This is a genomic window from Microbulbifer agarilyticus, from assembly GCF_019800665.1.
GTDB lineage: Bacteria > Pseudomonadota > Gammaproteobacteria > Pseudomonadales > Cellvibrionaceae > Microbulbifer > Microbulbifer agarilyticus_C.
Genome location: NZ_JAHVKO010000001.1, coordinates 1007081 through 1023842, shown reverse-complemented (window position 1 = coordinate 1023842; position 16762 = coordinate 1007081). Strand labels below are relative to the sequence as shown.

Sequence of the window (16762 nt, the reverse complement as noted above, 5' to 3'; positions counted from 1 at the left end):
CGATAGTCTAGCGGCGCCCGAGGCATTGCCCATGACAATTATCAACTTGTGTAGGTTGCACAGCGAACGCCTCGAAGGCGCCCGCTTTTTGCATCGATCGGTAGACGGGAATTAGTGAACGCTGGCGAGTTCTTCCAGGATGGCGTGATCGAGAATGCGAATGCGGTGGGCGCTCACGATTTCGATCAGCTTCATGGACTTGAGGCGGGCAAAGGCGCGGCTGACGGTTTCGATGGTCAAGCCGAGATAGTCGGCGATATCCTGACGGCTCATAATCAATTCGATATCAGCGTTTTGCGTGCCGCACTGACGCCGTCGGATCTGCGCCAGTAAAAAGCACAGGCGCTCGTGGGCCTTTTTTTGTCCCAGCGCGAACAGCTGATCGAGCGTCTGCGCCAGCACATTACCGCCGATTTGGCGGGCATTGGCCTTCAGCGTGGAAGACTGATCGACGAGTGCGAGAAACTCGCGGCGGACAAAGGACTGCAACTCCGTTTCGCGTAGGGAGACCACGCTGTATTCGTATTCTTCCGTATTGGTAAAGCCGATGTAGTCTCCGGAGTAGGCAAAGGCGATTACCTGCCTGCGGCCCGAGCGGGAAAGTCGCTCAATCATGAGGGTGCCGGAGACCACGACGTATACATTTTGCGCAGTACTGTGCTGCTTAATGAGCTGTTCACCGGCGGAGATGCGCCGGCGCTGACATATAGCGGTGAGGTCCGCGAGTTCCTCGTTACCAAGGCCGCGGAATAGTCTGGAATGGAAAAACGTTTCCGGCGGTTTCAAAGCGGGATTAGGCACCGTGATCCTTCCTGATAATTCTTATTTCAGCAGCCTAAACCCAACAAGCGAGCCTGTCTACGTCCACAGCGGTCAGTTTGCGGCTTCAGTGCAGTGATTACCTAGTAGCAGGCCCTGCTCGATCAGCGCATCGATTTGCTCATCGGTCAGCCCCAGGGAACGCGCCACTTCTACACTGTGTTCGCCGATTTCCGGCAGATCCCGGCGCAGGCCCAGGCGCTGGCCCCCGAATTCCACCGGCAGCGCCGGCAGTCGGGTCTCTGTGCCGTTTTCCAGAGTGACTGGGATTAGGCCCCCAGTGCTGTTGAGCTGGGGGTCATCAAACAGGTCTGCGGGTTTATTGATAGGGGCGAAGGGGATACCTGCGCGGTCGAGGCGTGCCATCATTTCACTTTTGGACAGGCTGGCAAACAGGGCGCTGATTTGCGGGATAAGGCGCTCGCGGGCGGCCACGCGCCCGGCATTGCTGCCCAGAGATTGGTCATTCGCCAGCTCGTCCAGGTCAAATTCGTCACAGAACGCCCGCCACAGGGTGTCACTCACCACGCCGACAAATACGCGTTCGTTCTCTTTGCTCAGGAAAATGTCGTACACGGACCAGGCGCTGCGGCGCACCGACATGGGCGGCGGTTCTTCACCGGTGACCGCTTGCTGAGCCATGTGCTGGCCTACCAGATACGCGGTTGTTTCAAACAGAGAACTGGTTACCTGCTGGCCGCGCCCGCTGGTCTGGCGCTGCTGCAGCGCCGACAGAATAGCGATGACACCGAACATGCCCCCGGTAATGTCCACTACCGAGGTGCCGGCGCGTAGTGGGCGGTCGGGCAGGCCGGTCATGTAGGCGAGGCCGCCCATCATTTGCGTCACTTCGTCCAGTGCGGTGCGGTGTTCGTAGGGCCCGCTAAGGAAGCCTTTCAGGGAGCAGTAGATCAGGCGCGGGTTACGTGCGCTCAGGTCAGCGTAGCCAAGGCCCAGGCGATCCATGGCGCCGTGGCGGAAGTTCTCGATGACCACATCGGCTTCATCCACCAGGCGCAGGGCGATGTCTTTGCCTTCTTTGGACTTGAGGTCCAACGCCAGGCTGCGTTTGTTGCGGTTGTACATGGCGAAGTAGCCGGCTCCGGAGCCACGCAGGCGACGGGTATTGTCGCCCTGGCAAGGCTCGACCTTGGTTACCTCTGCGCCGAGATCTGCGAGGATGCCTCCTGCGGCCGGTCCCATCACCATGTGCGTGAACTCGACAACCTTGATGCCGGCGAGGGGTAACTGTTCCTGTTGCGCCATGAGGGCTTCTCCACTGAATGCGTCGGTTTATATCGCCAATAGGGTATATGTTATAATAATATATCATTAGGTCAAGTTGGCGTGCGCACGTAGTGGGCGCGTCGCGTAGCAATTCGAATGAAAAGATGAGTAACCAGAGAGGGGCGGGCGTGAGCGGCAAACAGATTGAAATCAGCGAAGTAGGGCCGCGTGACGGCTTACAAAGTATCAGCGCCATCATGGCAACCGAAGACAAGAAACGCTGGATTGCCGCGCTCGCCAATGCGGGGTTGCGGGAGATCGAGGTTGGGTCCTTTGTGCCGGCAAAGCTGTTGCCGCAGTTGGCGGATACCGCCGAAATTGTGCGCTACGCCAGAACCCTGCCGGGCCTGACGGTGGCGGTGTTGGTGCCCAACGCGCGCGGTGCACAGAATGCAATCGCGGCGGGTGCACACAAGTTAACGATCCCGCTATCGGTCAGTGAAACCCACAGCCTGAAAAATCTGCGCAAAACGCATCAGCAAGTACTGGACGAAGTGCGTCAAATTCGTGCGCAGTTGGACCAGTTGCCAGCGGAGCAGCGTCCGAGTTTTGAGGGCAGTCTTTCCACCTGCTTTGGCTGCACGCTAGAAGGGCCGGTAGCGGAAGAGGCGGTGCTGCGTCTGGGAGAAGGATTGATGGAAGCCGGCTGTGATGAGGTAGGCCTGTCGGATACCACCGGTTACGGAAACCCGGTGCAGGTGCGCCGTTTAATCCAGCTGGTCTGGTCTAACCTCGGCCGGGATGCCTTGAATGGAATCCATTTACACAATACACGTGGTCAGGGGCTGGCCAATGTATTGGCCGCGGTGGAAGCCGGTATAACCACCGTGGATGCCTCCATGGGCGGCATTGGTGGTTGCCCGTTTGCCCCGGGTGCCAGTGGCAATATTGTTACCGAGGACCTGGTGTTCTTGCTGGAGGCGATGGGGTATTCGACCGGGGTGGATGTCGACCGATTGATGGTGGCGCGGGAAGTACTCGCGCAAGGCCTGCCGGACGAGCCGCTGTTTGGGTTTGTGCCGGACGCGGGTTTGCCCAAAGGCTTTCAGTACGCAGAGCCTCAGCCGGAAGTGGTCGCCTGATCGGCCACTTTATCGCGTGCATAAAAAAGCCGGCAGTAAACTGCCGGCAAGGATCTACAAGATTGAGAACGTAAATCAAGCGATGAAGAAATCGTTAGGCGATCCGTGCGTAAGCGCCGCGATGAAATAGCAGCGGAGCGCGGTCTTGGGTATGCATGGCGTCGACCCGGCCTACCATAATCAGGTGATCACCACCTTCGTGGCGCGCAGTCAGCGTGCATTGCAGTCGCGCGCAGTATTCATGCAGCAACGGTACACCTTGGGCGCTCATGTGGTAATCCAGCTCGGAAAACTTGTCCACGCCGCGGCGAGCGAACAGGCTCGATAGGTTGTCTTGCTGGTCGCTCAGCACATGAATGGCAAAGTGCTCACACTGGTTGAACGCATCGAAGCAGCCGGTTTTCTTGTCGATGCACCACAATATCAGGGGCGGATCGAGGGATACGGTGTTGAAGCTGCTTACCGTCATACCCACGGCTTCACCGGATTCGCCACCGGTGGTGACAATGGTTACGCCAGTGGCAAACTGGCCGAAAACCTGACGCAGGTTCAGCGGTTCAATTTTGTGGTGCTGTTCCGCGATATCGGCATTGGCCGGGGCCAACAGTTCTGCTTCAGTCGACATAGTTCGCTCCCAGTTTCAGGTCACCTTCTTCCCAGCGCAGTACGCCGAAGGTGGTGTATTTTTCTTTCTGAGACTGCATAAACTGCCAGGCACAAACGAAGGTGTAATCTTCGTCGATTTGCGTTTCCCGCGACCACAACTTGAACGCTTCACCGTAGACGTGGCGCACGGAGTAGAGGTAGCGTCCATAAGACATACCGTTACCGTACATGTCTGGGCCGTGATACTGGTGGTGGTTACCGTTGCGCGTGCGCATGGTTTTCCAGCTGGCATTGACCACGCCGCTAATTTCGATCGTCTGCTCGGAGTGCAGAAGATTGAGGGGGTTGTGGTGAATGACAACGTCGTTGTGGCCCACCAGCTCCTGTTTATCGTTGTACACCTCAAAGCGGCCGGTAAATTTGCCCGCATGTTTTACTGGCAAGTTAAACGGACGCTTGCCGTTCACTTTTTCCTGCTCCAGGAAGGCTGTGACACGTTTCTGGGTGGTGGGGTTGGTGTCGTGATCGTGGGTTACCACATACAGTCCATTAAATACCCCAACCAGCGTGTCGCCCTCGAACAGCTGTGAGGAGTAAACCTGCATGCCGAGGTCCGGAACCACGTGGTTCATGGTGCGCAGGTTGACGTTCCAGCCCGGGGAAAAATAATTGGAATCGACCAAAAGCCCGTAGGGGCGGCCACTGCCAAAAAAGTCCGGGCCGGTATAGATCCGGTCCATATCGGAATCGATTACCCCAAAGCGAAACGGTGAACCGATTTCAAACCGATCGTTCAGCGGTCCGGTTGCATCGAACTGAGTGTTCATCCAATAGGTGGTGCGGCCATTTTCGTGCTCACTGGCTCGGCTTACCTTGTTGTAACCCACATGGGTGCCGTCCGCTTCAAACAACGAGGGTAGGCCGTGCCATTCACCTTCAATCGCTTGCTGCCAGTTACTGGGCTTCTTTTCGTTACTCATAGTCGGTTACCGGTTGTGTGCGCCTTTACTACCCATTTGGGACTCGTTTTGGCGGATATTCATGCCATCCTAATCTACGGGTGTGTGCCCGCCTTGGCAAAAATCAATTCTGCATGATTGGTGGCGCCTGTTCACTGAATTCGGTGACTTGCTGGCAGGCGTCCCCGGCCAGTGCAAAACCTAGAAGCTCCCCGTTGGGGCTGGTAAAACGGGCTGCGACGCCCTGGTTGTCCGCGCGTGTGTAATGCCAGTCGCCCACCGTCTCACGCGGTGGGGGTGAGGTAATCACCGGGCAGAGTGTGGTTTTGACGTTGACCGGCATGCTGTCATAGAACACCGGTGTCGGTGTGCCGGCCAGAGTCCGCGCCAGCGCCTGCGCGGAAGCGAGTAGCGGTGCCACATAGCAGAGGTTGTGGCCATCTACCTCGGCGCAGTCGCCCAGCGCGTAGACATCTTCGATTTCTGTGGCCAGCAAGCGGTCGGTCAGTATGCCGCGGTTGCTGGGAATGCCGCACTGTTGCGCCAGTTCAACTCTGGGGCGCACGCCAATCGCACTGATCACTCGGTCAACTTGAATATGAGCGCCATTCTCAAGCTCCGCCTGCACACCGGAACCGCGATAATCGAGTGACTTGACGGTGGTGCCAAGGTGGAAGTTAACTCCCGCCTGGCTCAGCGTTGTCTGTACCAGTGCACTGGCATCGGGCGGCAGCAAATTACCGAGCACCTGAGATTGCGGCTCAACCACGTGCACTTCGAAGCCGGACTGAACGAGATCGTTCGCATATTCGCAGCCAATCAGGCCACCGCCGATCACCAGCGCCGATTTTGCACCGCTGGCCGCGGTGTAAAAACGCTGAAAATCTTGCAAGTCATTGATATGGAGTGCGCAACCGGCGGCGTTGCCTGCTACCGGGGCATGAATTGGCTCTGAGCCCAGTGCGAGCACCAGTTTGTCGTAGGTCTGGTGAGACTGCTGTCGCCCGCTATCGATTGTCACCGTGTGGGCATCGGTGTCGATCGCGCTTACCTTCGAGAAGGTCAGGATGTTGGCCTGAAGCGTCTCAGCCATTTCGCGGGCACTGTAGCTGACCAGCTGCTCCGGTGAGCGGCGTTTTTGGAATGCGGTACTTAACTGCGGTTTTGAATAGCTGTTTCCATCATCCGCGGTAATCATAATGAGGGGTGTGCTGGCGTCATGCTTGCGCAGTTCTTTCGCCAGTTGATAGCCCGCAAGTCCAGTGCCAATAACGATGATGGGTTTGCGCGCGTAATCGATGTTGGCAAAAGTAGCCAATTCTACATTGGACCCGGCTGCTTCTTGAGTTTTCGGGCTATCGTTCTGGGTTGCGGTACTAGCTGCGGTACTGGTTGCGGTACTTGAAGGCTGCGTATGGACTTCGATCATCTCAAAGTCGCTCTTGCCTACACCGCACTCCGGGCATAGCCAGTCATCGGGGACATCTTCCCAGCGGGTTTTTGGTGGTATGCCATCCTCGGGTGCGCCTTTTAATTCATCGTAAACCCAGCCGCATACCAGGCATTCCCAAATCCGATACCCCTGCATTCAGTGCTCCAAAATCACTTTTATTTTGATGGTCTGCCACAGCGCAAAACTGTGGAAGTTCCATGCAGGATAAAAAGGCGATGAAATTTTAGGGATGATATTTATCAACCGGTGCACGAATTATTCGTACTACCGGCGATGTCATTGGATCAGGCGAGGTGTTTCCAGATAGATGCGCTGAAGGGCTCTTCGTGAACCGGGCCGGCCTTGCCTCTTGGATCGAGTTCATGACGTTGATCGCAGGTTGGCGAAAGCCGTACACCGCGCGCAGTAAGCGTGCGGGTGGCGACACCTTCACGGTACAGAACGGTATGGCGAACCCGTTGGCCTGGGGCGGTGAGCATAATGAAATCGGGTTCCATATAGACCTCGCAGGCTGGATCCAGTCTGAGCGCATTGAAGGTCAGGATGCCGACACCGCCGGAGACGCCGACATTTTCGTAAGCACCGGGGCCGAGCGGATCAAACACCAGCAGGTTGTCGCGCAGCTGGCCGGTAAAGGTTTTGGCGGTGGGCTCGCGTCCGCGGAAGTGCACATTGGTCAGTTGCAGGCGGTGCCCGTCAAAGTCGAGGTAGACCAGATTGTCGAATGGGCTTGGTCCCGGTGTGCCACTGCCGGCTGCGGTGTCATCTTCCAGTGGGCGGCCGTCTAGATGAAACAGCTCGACTTGGTCGTGCCAGGTACCGCGCATCATCATCAGGTTATAGCCCACGGAGCCTATGGGGAAAGTTGGGTAGCTCGTCGCCGTGGAGTTGCTTTCATCGGGAAATCGTTCGGCCATTCCGGATCTATCTCAGTAAAAGTTTGCTCTGCTTACGCCACGCTGCTTACAGCAAAAGTTGCGTTAAACGTGATAATGATATAACAATAACTCAAAAAAAGGCGGCGGCCAACTCTGTCACCGGCGCATCAACGTTTCCCTGACAACGAAAACAGGAGTGACTCGATGAAGACTGTGGTCATAACCGGTAGTACCCGAGGAATAGGGCGAGGGCTCGCGGAAAACTTTTTGGCAAGCGGGTGCCGCGTAATTATCAGTGCGCGTGGCCAGAGCAAGGTAGATAGCGTGATTGCTGAGTTGCAAAGCCAGCATGGCAAGGACGCGGTAGCGGGAATTGCCTGTGATATCACTTCTGAGGCCGATCTGGCCAAGCTCTGGGATTTCGCCAATAGCCAGGGTGCGGTGGATATCTGGATTAACAATGCCGGTATGAGCATTGTGCGGAAGCCGCTGCATGAACAGTCTGCGCAAGATTTGCGTGCGATCGTCGACACCAATCTGACCGGCCTGCTGTTGGCCTGTAAGGTTGCGCTGGCGGGGATGTTGAAACAAGGCCACGGGCAAATCTGGAACATGGAAGGTTTTGGTAGTACCGGCCAAACCAACACCGGTATGGCGGCCTACGGAGCGACCAAGCGCGCGCTCAATTACCTGACCACTTCACTGCAGAAAGAGGTCAAGGGCACCGACGTGCAGGTAAATACTTTGAGTCCCGGTATTGTAGTGACGGATCTATTGGTTGGAGATTACGACCTTGCTTCGCCTGAGTGGCAGAAGACCCGCAAGATCCTGAATATCCTCGGGGATACGGTGGAGACGGTTACCCCGTATTTGGTGCGTGGTGTATTGAATGCACAAAAATCCGGTAGCCGGGTGGCATGGCTAACCGGGCGCAAGGCATTCTGGCGCTTTCTTACTGCAGGTTTTAGCAAGCGTGATTTGTTTGCCGGGTATGACGCACCACCCGCGTAGCGGGTTGTGTTGATTACTCTTCTCACAGGATAAAAAAGCCCGCAGATGCGGGCTTTTTTATTGGGATTTATGGCTTGACTAGATAGCGTGTTAAGCAGGTATGTCACCAGCCGGAGTTAACGGTTGCTCGGATGTTACCAGGCGTTTTTCCAAGCGCTTTTCCAAGGCGATGGCCCAGCACAAAACGAGTAGGGCAACACCGGCGAAGAACACAAATGGCCCGGATGCGCGCCAGGTATCGAACAGGTAACCGCCAGCCACGCTCGCAACCAGAATGCCCACCGCGCCGGATAGGGTGAAGAAACCAATCACCGCGCCGCGGTGCGATTGCGGCGCCTGTTGGGCCACCAGTACGCCGCTGGTAATAATGCAGCCAATTTCACCGAGGCCAATCAGCGCGGCGCAGATAATCATGCCGGTGGTAAAGGGGTCGGTAATGAAAATGGTTGAGCCGTAGCCGATTGCGGAAATCAGCAGTGCGATGATCAGGGCACGAATGCGCGAGATTTTGTCGGCGAGTATGCCGAACACCGGGGCCGTCAGTAATGCGCAGCCCTGGGCGATGCCCACAATCATGCCTGCGCGGGCCAATGCTTCGGCCCGGCTCATACCCAGCTCGGCAGTGCCGTAATTGGTGACCCACAATGTGAAAAAGGTCCCGACAATCATCAGGTTGCCGCGCGCTACAAACGAGGCGCCGTAGGCGAGCGCGATGCTCGGGTCGCGCGCCGCGCGCAGGCCGTTGCGGGTGATGCTGATCAAGCTTTCACTGTGCTCACTCGGTTCGGCCTGGCTGCTGCCGGGCTTCAATCCAATCAGCATCAAAACACCGGTGACAAACGAGACGATGGCTACCAGGCCGTAGGTCTGGATGCCAGCTTCCTGGGCGGTCGCGCCGCTGTTTTGCAGGATCGCCGGTAATTGCAGCAGCAAAAACACACAGATCATTGCGCCCACGCCATTCATTACGCCCTGCAGGCCGGTTGCACGGCCTCGGCTTTCATTGCGCACATAGTCGGCAATGAGGGCAACGATGGTGGTCGTCACGGCGGCCAGCCCCACGGAATAGCCCAGCCGAACGACCAGTAACTCGGTGACATTCTCGGCGTGGGGGTAAAGCGCAATACCAGCAGACATCACCAGGAAGCCGAACCCGGTGATAGGGCGGCGGCCGAAGCGGTCGGAGAGGGGGCCGAATATGGCGACCGAGATGATAATCACAATCTCCGCCCAGAAATTGAGCAGCCCACTCACCATACCGTGGCGTTCCGGGGGAATATTGAGGAACTCTGTGAGCAGGAAGGGTTGGCTCTGGGGGATGAAGGAGGCGAACATGATGGTCGCCAGACACGCGAAGTAGAAGGTGAGCACATTGGAGCGGGAGACATCATTCTCTAGCTTGAGCCCTAAAAACCGGTGTTCCTGCTGGTTAGCCATGGCGGTGCCTCGTTATAACGGTTAGATCAACATTGGTGCTGATACGAACAGTGATACTTTGTTGGATCTGTCGATATTATTTGGATTTGGTTTGAAATGATATAATGATAGAGTTTTATAACAATTGGTAGTAGGTTAGTAGCCGTTAGCTGGTAGATTCTTTCCGGTAGCCTACTGCGAGCCCCACCGCACGTAACTACTGAACGAATCTACTGCAAGTTGCTTGTAAGGCGCTGATTGATTGGTAACCAGACTCCCGTCGAATCGGGAGATGAGCATTCGCAAAGGCAGGTCGTAAAATGAACAATAAATCCATTCGTGTCGCAGCCGTGCAGTTCCATGTGGGGACTGACGTTGGTGAGAACCTGAGTACAGTGTTGCGGATGCTGGATCAGGCTGCGGAAGTTCGCCCGGATTTGGTGGTGCTGCCCGAGTTCTGTAACCACCTCTCCTGGTATGACGGCCAGGAGCATTGCGCTGAAGTGTCCGTCACTCTGGATGGTGACTTCTTGCAGGCGGTGGCCGCAAAGGCGCGCAGCCTGGAAATCTACGTTGTGGTCAACTGCACCGTGCGCCGGGAGGATGGCACTATAACCGGGTCGAGCCTGATGTACTCGCCGGAGGGCGAACTGATCGCCGACAATACCAAACAGATTTATATCGGCCATGAAAATGATTTTCTCGAGCCCGCCAAAGAGCCGGGCCCTGTGGTTGAAACGCCGCTGGGGCGTTTTGGTCTCTATTCCTGCATGGATGGTGTTATTAACGAGCCACCGCGCACGCTCGCATTGCGCGGCGCGCAGGTGCTTTGCAATAGCCTGAATTCGTTTGCCAGCGATGAGGGATCTTTGCATGTCCCGGTGCGCGCGCCAGAGAATCATGTGTTTATCGTTGCGGCGAACAAAGTGGGCCCGCTCGTGCCCGAGGCCATTCTGGTCCCGGTCAGTGAAGCCACGGGTATTCCGCAGAAATTCCTACACGGGGCAGGTGAGAGCCAAATCGTAGCACCCGATGGCACCGTCCTGGCTTGTGCATCCCTCGACAGGGAAGAGGTGATCTACGCGGACATTCAGCCCGCGCAGGCGGATGACAAACGTCGCCCAGACGGAACAGATATTTTTGCCAGTCGCCGCCCAGATTTGTACCAGTCCATTGGCGAAAATCCGAATGCGCAAACGTACCCCGAGTGGTCGGGGGCTGATTCCATGGAGGCTGCGGTTATTAATCTTACAGCCGATGGGCGCGACGGCCTGCGGGAAGCGGCGGATTCGGCACGCAAAGCGATTGAAGCTGGTGCCCAGCTGGTGGCGGTGCCGCCATTAATGGGTGCGGCTGCGATCGCGGCAGATCTTCCTGCTGCGCTGGATTTTTCTGGCGAAGTGATCGAGACACTGCGCCTGTGTTGCAGTGAAGAGAGTTATATCTCCACTGCGTTACCAATGCGTTGCGAAGACGGACAGGATCGCTATTGCGCCGTTGTGATTGGTGCGGGTGGTGTTGTGTTCAGTCAGGGCCAGGTGCATCGCAGCGCGCGTTTCGAATGGTCGGCACCCGTCGATCGTTTTGACAATATTGTTTTGCCGTTTGGCCGGTTGGCGGCGGTCACGTCTGATGACAGTCTGTATCCAGAGACCTTCCGCTTGTTGGCGATGGCCGGCGTCGATACGGCTGTAGTTTCGCTGGAGCCCCTCGGCGCTTGGGAGTTGCGTGCCGGGCTGCTGGAACGCTCGGCAGAAAACCGTATTAATTTGCTAGTGGGTGCCATTGCTTCACCGTTGGGGGCCGGGTTTGCAACTGCGTTGCAGCGAGATTTTACTGTGCTCACACCGTGGCAAGAGCGTGCTTTTGATGGTTTGTTGAGCCAACCGGAACTTTATCGCGTGGCGGATCAACAGCCGATCCTGGAGGTGACTTTGTATCCGGCTGCCGCGGAAAATAAAGAGGTCTCCCGAAATACCGATCTTGTGGTCAATCGACCCTGGAATTTGTGTGGCCCAATTACCGCAGATTAATCACTTCTACATGGCACGGTGTCTTATTGAGAAATATCAATGTGACACCGTGCCGGCTTGCCCAAAATCTTATCCTATCAACGGCATCTTTCTTCGGAGTCACCTATGAGCGCAACGTCTTTGCCTGAGTCTCTGGCCAATAAAACACGCGACCGACTAATCGAAACGCTCGGCCTTAAGGAAGTTTATGGCGCCGATAACGGCCCATATCTGACACTCGAAAGTCATATGCCGATGGCCCAAGGCAAGGTTGGCGAGGTGCGTCTCTACGAGGGCGGTCCGCTACAAAAAGTGGTGACCTGCGCCTTGGTCGTTCCGCAGATTGGTCTCGACTCCCATATGCTGTTCGCCTTCACTCCGAGCGAGAGTGCGGTACCGCATTTTACGTTGGATTCCGTCGGTGCTGGTGAGCACTGTGCATTCCACCTGGATCTTGTGCCGCGCCTGGATCTCGGTGCAAACCTTGCCTACATGGATGAGGTTTACACCCCGCTGACAGAAACCTGTACCGCTACCCGCAGTATGGAAGGTATGAGTGCTGCACACCTGGATATTCGCCAGCTGGCGATTATGTCTCCATGGATGCTGGTACAGCGTGCCACCAAGGAAGCATTTGCCAAAATTGACGGTGCTGTCGATGCCTATCTGGATCACTGGTTTGCCATGCTGGAGAAAGGCGTTAGTGAGAAGGCTCTGGAGGCGGTAGACAGCGCGGCGCTCGCTGAGCGTGACCGTCGCAATCGAGAAATCGTTTTCGATCCAGACGTAGACAAGGTTTGGAATCAGATCACCGGATTGATTGGCGCCGAAAGCAGTGAAGCACTGCGCGGATTACTGAAAGCTGTCGATTAATCGCCTGAGCGAATAATCGAAAGCCGGGTTTTGCATTAAGAGGGTAGCGTGCGCACGTTCATTTGAGTGCGCATGCGTTGAGTGAATAAGAATAATTGGGGTAGGGAATGTCGATGAAGCTGACAGGTGAAATTCTACTGGAAGGTATGACTGAGGCAGAGCGTGCGCGTGCCGAAGTGGTCGAGTCTGTATTGCCCGCGGTGCGCGAGGCCGCACGTGAAGTCGACGCCAACGCCCAGTTTCATATGCCGCACGTCAAGCAATTCAGCGAAGCCGGATTGCTGGGGTTGATCATTCCCACCGAATACGGCGGTCTGGGCGGCGGGTTGCGCGATATGGCTGCGGCCTGCTTCGCGTTGGGCTCAGCATGCCCATCGACCGCGCTGGCGTTCTTTTTTCATTGCAGTGCTGCTTCCCGCGGACTCCTCGCCATCGAGGCACTGGAAGCTGGCCTGTTCAACGAAGAGGAATCTGTACAGGTTCGCAACTTTGCCGAGCAGGTATTGCACGGAATGGGGCGGGACGGATTCTGGTTCGCAAACTTCGCTAGCGAATCTGTCAAGTCGGAAAAGGCTGCCGTTACCATCAGCACCAAGGCGCGCAAGGTGGAAGGCGGCTATCTGCTGAATGGGGTCAAGTCCTTCGGTACCGGCACCGGAGTAGCGGATAAATACCTGGTGACCGCGAGTCTGGAAGGTTATGACACCGCAGAGGGCCTGTGTACATTTTTTGTGGATCGCGATGGTGAAGGTGTACGCCCACGTGCCCCCTGGGACGCAATCGGCATGCGCGGCACCAGCTCTGGCGGTATTGTTCTGGAAGATTACTTTGTACCAGACGACAAGTCCCTTGCTATTCCCGGCGCCTTTACCCGCTGTATGCAAATGAGCCGCGGTAGTTTTGTAGGCAACCAGATGGCTGCGGTATGCGGTTATGCCGGTTCCGCACATTCCGCGTATCAGAATGTACTGAAGCACCTGACCGAGAAAAAATTTGCCGACACCGGCAAGCCAATTGGCACCGCGCCATACCAGCAGGAGCTGATCGGCAAAATGATGGTCGATGTGCAAACCTCACTGTTGTGGCTGCGCCGCCAGTTAGAGCTTGAAACCAGTGAGCCACCGATCGCCGATAAGCATGAAGTTGTGAAGCAGTGGCGACTGTGTAAGGGCGTTGTTGCGGAGGCGGGCTTCCAGGTGGCAGCTAATGCACTCAAAGCCAGCGGCACCTCCGGAACCATGAGTGACCCGGCGCGCTATCTGCGCGAAATGACGATGGGTATTGTGCAGGCATTCCCTGCAGAGCGTGGCCGCTTGATGGCGGCGCAGATGGAAGTAGAAGGCGCTGAGCAAAGTCTGTTCGGTGTCGGCGAAAAGTCTTCCGCGCAGCCAGCCTGAGCGGGGCCACTATGCAGAATTACGACATGCTGATCGGCGGGGCAGAAGTTCCCTCCGCGAATGGCACCACTTTTGCGGTAACCGCGCCCGCCAGCGATGAAGTCTTGGGCCATGTGCCGCGCGCTGGGGCCAAGGATGTAGATGACGCGGTCGCGGCCGCCGCTCGCGGGTTCGATGCCTGGTTCCGCCTGCGGCCAGCCCAGCGAGAAGCCGCCCTGTTGCGTGCGGCGGAACTCGTCGCCGCGGAAGGCGAGGCGCGCTTTCTGGATACGCTGATTGACGAAAGCGGCTCGACGATTACCAAGGCTCGCGGCGAGATTTCCTATACCGTCGACTTGTTGCGTACCGCTGCAGGTGAGGCACGCCGCCTCTATGGTGAAACTTTTCCGAATGATGATCCGCACCGAATCTCCATGGTTTTTCGCGAGCCACTGGGGGTGGTCGGTGTGGTGTCCCCGTATAACGCACCTCTGTCGTTACTGACAAAAATGTGTGCCTTTCCGCTGGCGGCGGGCAACAGCCTGGTTGTTAAGCCCTCGGAAGAAACCCCATTAACGGCACTCGCGTTTGGTCGCCTGCTGTGGGATGCCGGCGTGCCATCAGAAGCAGTGAACATCGTTACCGGGTTTGGTGCGGAATGTGGCTCCGAGCTGGTGAATCACCCCGGCGTACGCTGTATTGCGCTTACCGGGTCGACCAATACCGGCATTGCAGTAGGGCAGGCCGGGCTGAAACAAATGCGACGCATGCAGCTGGAACTCGGGGGCAAAAGTGCGCTGCTGGTGTTGCAGGACGCCGACCCCGTCGAAGCCGCGAAGATCGCCGCGCAGGGTATTTTTACCCATAGTGGCCAAATTTGTATGGCCAACTCGCGCATTGTGGTGGCCAAAGAAGTTTATGAGCCATTTATCGCCGCGTTAAAGGCCGAGGCAGAATCGCTGCATCTTGGCGACTTGCGTGATGAAAAAACCGTATATGGGCCGCTGATCAACGGTCGCGCGGTGGAAAAAGTACTCGAGCACGTTAAGGAAGCCATCGATGGTGGCGCGGGCTTGTTGACTGGTGGTGAGGTACTGCAGGGGCTGGTGGTGAAACCCACGGTACTGCTTGATCCTCCGCGTACCAGTCGCGCTTGGCGCGAGGAAAGTTTCGGCCCGGTTGCCAGCGTGGTGCAGGCCGAAGACCTGGAGCAGGCGATCGCCATTGCGAACGACTGTGACTACGGGCTCTCCGCAGCAGTGCTGACGAATAACCTGCAATGGGGACTGCATGCCGCGCGGCGTATTGCTTCTGGTGCGGTACACATCGGCATGCACGCATTCCAGAGTAATGCACTGGCGCCTATTGGTGGTGTCGGTCTCTCAGGTGTTGGACGCAGTGGTGGTCACTACAGCACTGAGGAATTCACCGAGATGAAATGGATCAGCGCGGATGTTGGGAGTCTGCCGCGCTAATGGTGAGTTCCACAGGGACAGTCCGCAGAGGTTATCTCGACTACGCGGCGGGGCAAATCCATTACCGCTACTGCGGCAGTGCGCATTTGCCGCTGTTGCTGTTGCTACATCAGACCCCCAGCTCATCGGCAATGTACGAGCGCTTGATGCCGCTACTGTCGGACACATTTTTTGTGGTCGCAGTGGATACTCCCGGGTTTGGGGAAAGTGACGGACTGGCAGGGAGTATTTCGATCGCGGGGTTTGCGGAAGCGATCTATCAGGCGGTGAGCACAACATTTGATCGCCCCGCACTGGTATTTGGCCATCACACCGGCGCCGCTATCGCGGTGCAGTTGGCCTTTCAATATCCGGAATTTGTGCGCGCGATAGCGCTGAGTGGCCCGACACTGTTATCCGAGGCCCAGAAACAGGCGCTGCCGCTGGCAGCCAAGACCATTGCGGCAGACGAAGAGGGCAGCCACTGGCAGGCGATGTGGCAGCGGCTGCGCGCCAAGGACCCACAAGCGGATTTGGCCCTGAGTATGCGCGAAACACTTGCGGCGTTCGCGTGCGGTGAGTATTACCAGGCCTCCTACAAGGCGGTCACGGAACAGGCGGTAGCTGAACAGCTGGCGGCCATTGATTGTCCTGCTGTGGTGTTTGCAGGCGGGCAAGATCAACTGCGTTCTGCAGTGGTGCCTACCGTGAAGCTGTTACCGCGCGGCATGGCATCGGCCTTGCCACAAGATGCCGGTACCTATGTATGCGAGCAGCAGCCTGCTGCGGTGGCGACATTACTTCGCCGATTTTTTATGGAAGTGGTCGAAGAACACTGAGCGACCGATTTTACTTCCGCCAACTTGGCCAAGGGGGCTTGCAAGTGGATCTTGAGCGAAAAAATCTCGGTCTGGGCGCCAGGCCTGCACTGTTACTGGTCGATATGATCGTCGGTTTCACCAGTGCCCGTTGCCCCCTCGGTACCGATTGCCCGGATGTGGTACAGGCGAACTCTCAACTGCTCGAGCGTTTTCGCGCACTTGGCTTGCCGGTGGTGTTTACCACCGTGGTGTATCACCACGAGCAACAGGCGCGCGTATTTCGCGATCGCATTAATCACTTGAATGTTCTGACGCCTGATTCTGAATGGGTGCAGGTCGATCCACGGTTGCAGCCGCAAGATGATGAACCGGTGATCGCCAAGCAATGGGCCAGTAGCTTCTTCAAGACTTCTTTGGACACCTGGTTGCAAACGCAAGGGGTGGACTCCCTGGTGGTGACCGGTCTTACTACCAGTGGCTGTGTGCGCGCGACGGTGGTCGACGGTTTGCAGCACGATTACCCGGTGGTAGTGCCGCGCGAAGCGGTGGGGGATCGCAACCCGGAAGCCCACGAGGCCAACCTGTTTGACATGCATGCAAAATATGCCGATGTCATGTCTTTGCAAGACGTTTTGCAGTCGCTGCCCACTTCCCAGCAGGCGGAACAGCAAGCCTAGGTAGCTGGAGATGGCAGCGTTTTACTGCGAATCATCGA

Annotated in this window: 15 protein-coding genes; 8 read left to right on the top strand and 7 right to left on the bottom strand. The window is 56.9% G+C overall.

What is annotated here, in order from left to right:
• Nucleotides 1-111: 111 nt before the first annotated feature.
• Together KUV22_RS04245 and KUV22_RS04240 are read right to left on the bottom strand one after the other, a co-directional pair.
• Complete coding sequence (locus tag KUV22_RS04245) at nucleotides 112-801, bottom strand: Crp/Fnr family transcriptional regulator (RefSeq protein WP_222228648.1); 690 nt, start codon at nucleotides 799-801, stop codon at nucleotides 112-114.
• A 72-nt stretch (nucleotides 802-873) separates the two neighbouring features.
• Entirely contained in the window at nucleotides 874-2085 is a 1212-nt protein-coding gene (locus KUV22_RS04240; protein WP_222228646.1) for a CaiB/BaiF CoA transferase family protein, read from the bottom strand.
• 125 nt (nucleotides 2086-2210) lie between these two features.
• Here KUV22_RS04240 and KUV22_RS04235 point away from each other — a divergent pair, with 125 nt between their 5' ends.
• The gene (locus KUV22_RS04235) at nucleotides 2211-3188 is read left to right on the top strand and encodes a hydroxymethylglutaryl-CoA lyase (protein ID WP_261319101.1); all 978 of its coding nucleotides are present in this window, start codon (nucleotides 2211-2213) and stop codon (nucleotides 3186-3188) included.
• 94 nt (nucleotides 3189-3282) lie between these two features.
• On the opposite strand, the gene KUV22_RS04230 is transcribed toward KUV22_RS04235, so the two are convergent.
• From KUV22_RS04230 to KUV22_RS04215, 4 genes are all read right to left on the bottom strand, one after another.
• On the bottom strand, nucleotides 3283-3813 hold the full coding sequence (locus KUV22_RS04230; protein WP_222228644.1) for a flavin reductase family protein: 531 nt from the start codon (nucleotides 3811-3813) through the stop codon (nucleotides 3283-3285).
• Nucleotides 3803-4774: a hypothetical protein gene (locus KUV22_RS04225; protein WP_222228642.1), complete on the bottom strand. Its 972-nt coding sequence runs from the start codon at nucleotides 4772-4774 to the stop codon at nucleotides 3803-3805. Before KUV22_RS04225 ends, KUV22_RS04230 begins: the two co-directional genes overlap by 11 nt.
• 103 nt (nucleotides 4775-4877) lie before the next feature.
• Nucleotides 4878-6341, bottom strand: coding sequence for an FAD-dependent oxidoreductase (locus KUV22_RS04220; protein ID WP_222228640.1), 1464 nt, complete (start codon nucleotides 6339-6341; stop codon nucleotides 4878-4880).
• A 149-nt stretch (nucleotides 6342-6490) separates the two neighbouring features.
• Nucleotides 6491-7123 (bottom strand): hypothetical protein, encoded by a 633-nt coding sequence (locus KUV22_RS04215; RefSeq protein WP_222228638.1) that lies wholly within the window; start codon nucleotides 7121-7123, stop codon nucleotides 6491-6493.
• Nucleotides 7124-7288: 165 nt separating this feature from the next.
• Between KUV22_RS04215 and KUV22_RS04210 the strand changes: the two genes are divergently transcribed.
• A complete protein-coding gene (locus KUV22_RS04210) occupies nucleotides 7289-8095 on the top strand; it encodes an SDR family NAD(P)-dependent oxidoreductase (protein WP_261319100.1) in 807 nt (268 codons plus the stop codon).
• 90 nt (nucleotides 8096-8185) lie between these two features.
• On the opposite strand, the gene KUV22_RS04205 is transcribed toward KUV22_RS04210, so the two are convergent.
• Nucleotides 8186-9532 (bottom strand): MFS transporter, encoded by a 1347-nt coding sequence (locus KUV22_RS04205; protein WP_222228636.1) that lies wholly within the window; start codon nucleotides 9530-9532, stop codon nucleotides 8186-8188.
• A gap of 299 nt (nucleotides 9533-9831) precedes the next feature.
• On the opposite strand from KUV22_RS04205, the gene KUV22_RS04200 reads away from it, so the two are divergent.
• From KUV22_RS04200 to KUV22_RS04175, 6 genes are all read left to right on the top strand, one after another.
• Nucleotides 9832-11544, top strand: coding sequence for a nitrilase-related carbon-nitrogen hydrolase (locus KUV22_RS04200; RefSeq protein WP_222228634.1), 1713 nt, complete (start codon nucleotides 9832-9834; stop codon nucleotides 11542-11544).
• A gap of 105 nt (nucleotides 11545-11649) precedes the next feature.
• Nucleotides 11650-12396, top strand: coding sequence for a hypothetical protein (locus KUV22_RS04195; protein ID WP_222228632.1), 747 nt, complete (start codon nucleotides 11650-11652; stop codon nucleotides 12394-12396).
• A gap of 113 nt (nucleotides 12397-12509) precedes the next feature.
• Nucleotides 12510-13793, top strand: a complete 1284-nt coding sequence (locus KUV22_RS04190) for an acyl-CoA dehydrogenase family protein (RefSeq protein WP_222228630.1) — start codon at nucleotides 12510-12512, stop codon at nucleotides 13791-13793.
• 11 nt (nucleotides 13794-13804) lie between these two features.
• Entirely contained in the window at nucleotides 13805-15247 is a 1443-nt protein-coding gene (locus KUV22_RS04185; RefSeq protein ID WP_261319098.1) for an aldehyde dehydrogenase family protein, read from the top strand.
• Nucleotides 15211-16065: an alpha/beta fold hydrolase gene (locus KUV22_RS04180; protein ID WP_222228628.1), complete on the top strand. Its 855-nt coding sequence runs from the start codon at nucleotides 15211-15213 to the stop codon at nucleotides 16063-16065. The genes KUV22_RS04185 and KUV22_RS04180 overlap by 37 nt, the downstream gene beginning before the upstream one ends.
• Before the next feature lie 44 nt (nucleotides 16066-16109).
• Nucleotides 16110-16724 (top strand): isochorismatase family protein, encoded by a 615-nt coding sequence (locus KUV22_RS04175; RefSeq protein ID WP_222228626.1) that lies wholly within the window; start codon nucleotides 16110-16112, stop codon nucleotides 16722-16724.
• The last annotated feature ends 38 nt before the right edge of the window (nucleotides 16725-16762 follow it).

What these genes read in the sequence shown, in the direction of transcription:
- KUV22_RS04240 (WP_222228646.1), bottom strand. Translation starts at nt 2,085, where the DNA reads ATGGCGCAACAGGAACAGTTACCCCTCGCCGGCATCAAGGTTGTCGAG.
- KUV22_RS04235 (WP_261319101.1), top strand. Translation starts at nt 2,211, where the DNA reads ATGAGTAACCAGAGAGGGGCGGGCGTGAGCGGCAAACAGATTGAAATC.
- KUV22_RS04230 (WP_222228644.1), bottom strand. Translation starts at nt 3,813, where the DNA reads ATGTCGACTGAAGCAGAACTGTTGGCCCCGGCCAATGCCGATATCGCG.
- KUV22_RS04225 (WP_222228642.1), bottom strand. Translation starts at nt 4,774, where the DNA reads ATGAGTAACGAAAAGAAGCCCAGTAACTGGCAGCAAGCGATTGAAGGT.
- KUV22_RS04220 (WP_222228640.1), bottom strand. Translation starts at nt 6,341, where the DNA reads ATGCAGGGGTATCGGATTTGGGAATGCCTGGTATGCGGCTGGGTTTAC.
- KUV22_RS04215 (WP_222228638.1), bottom strand. Translation starts at nt 7,123, where the DNA reads ATGGCCGAACGATTTCCCGATGAAAGCAACTCCACGGCGACGAGCTAC.
- KUV22_RS04210 (WP_261319100.1), top strand. Translation starts at nt 7,289, where the DNA reads ATGAAGACTGTGGTCATAACCGGTAGTACCCGAGGAATAGGGCGAGGG.
- KUV22_RS04205 (WP_222228636.1), bottom strand. Translation starts at nt 9,532, where the DNA reads ATGGCTAACCAGCAGGAACACCGGTTTTTAGGGCTCAAGCTAGAGAAT.
- KUV22_RS04200 (WP_222228634.1), top strand. Translation starts at nt 9,832, where the DNA reads ATGAACAATAAATCCATTCGTGTCGCAGCCGTGCAGTTCCATGTGGGG.
- KUV22_RS04195 (WP_222228632.1), top strand. Translation starts at nt 11,650, where the DNA reads ATGAGCGCAACGTCTTTGCCTGAGTCTCTGGCCAATAAAACACGCGAC.
- KUV22_RS04190 (WP_222228630.1), top strand. Translation starts at nt 12,510, where the DNA reads ATGAAGCTGACAGGTGAAATTCTACTGGAAGGTATGACTGAGGCAGAG.
- KUV22_RS04185 (WP_261319098.1), top strand. Translation starts at nt 13,805, where the DNA reads ATGCAGAATTACGACATGCTGATCGGCGGGGCAGAAGTTCCCTCCGCG.
- KUV22_RS04180 (WP_222228628.1), top strand. Translation starts at nt 15,211, where the DNA reads ATGGATCAGCGCGGATGTTGGGAGTCTGCCGCGCTAATGGTGAGTTCC.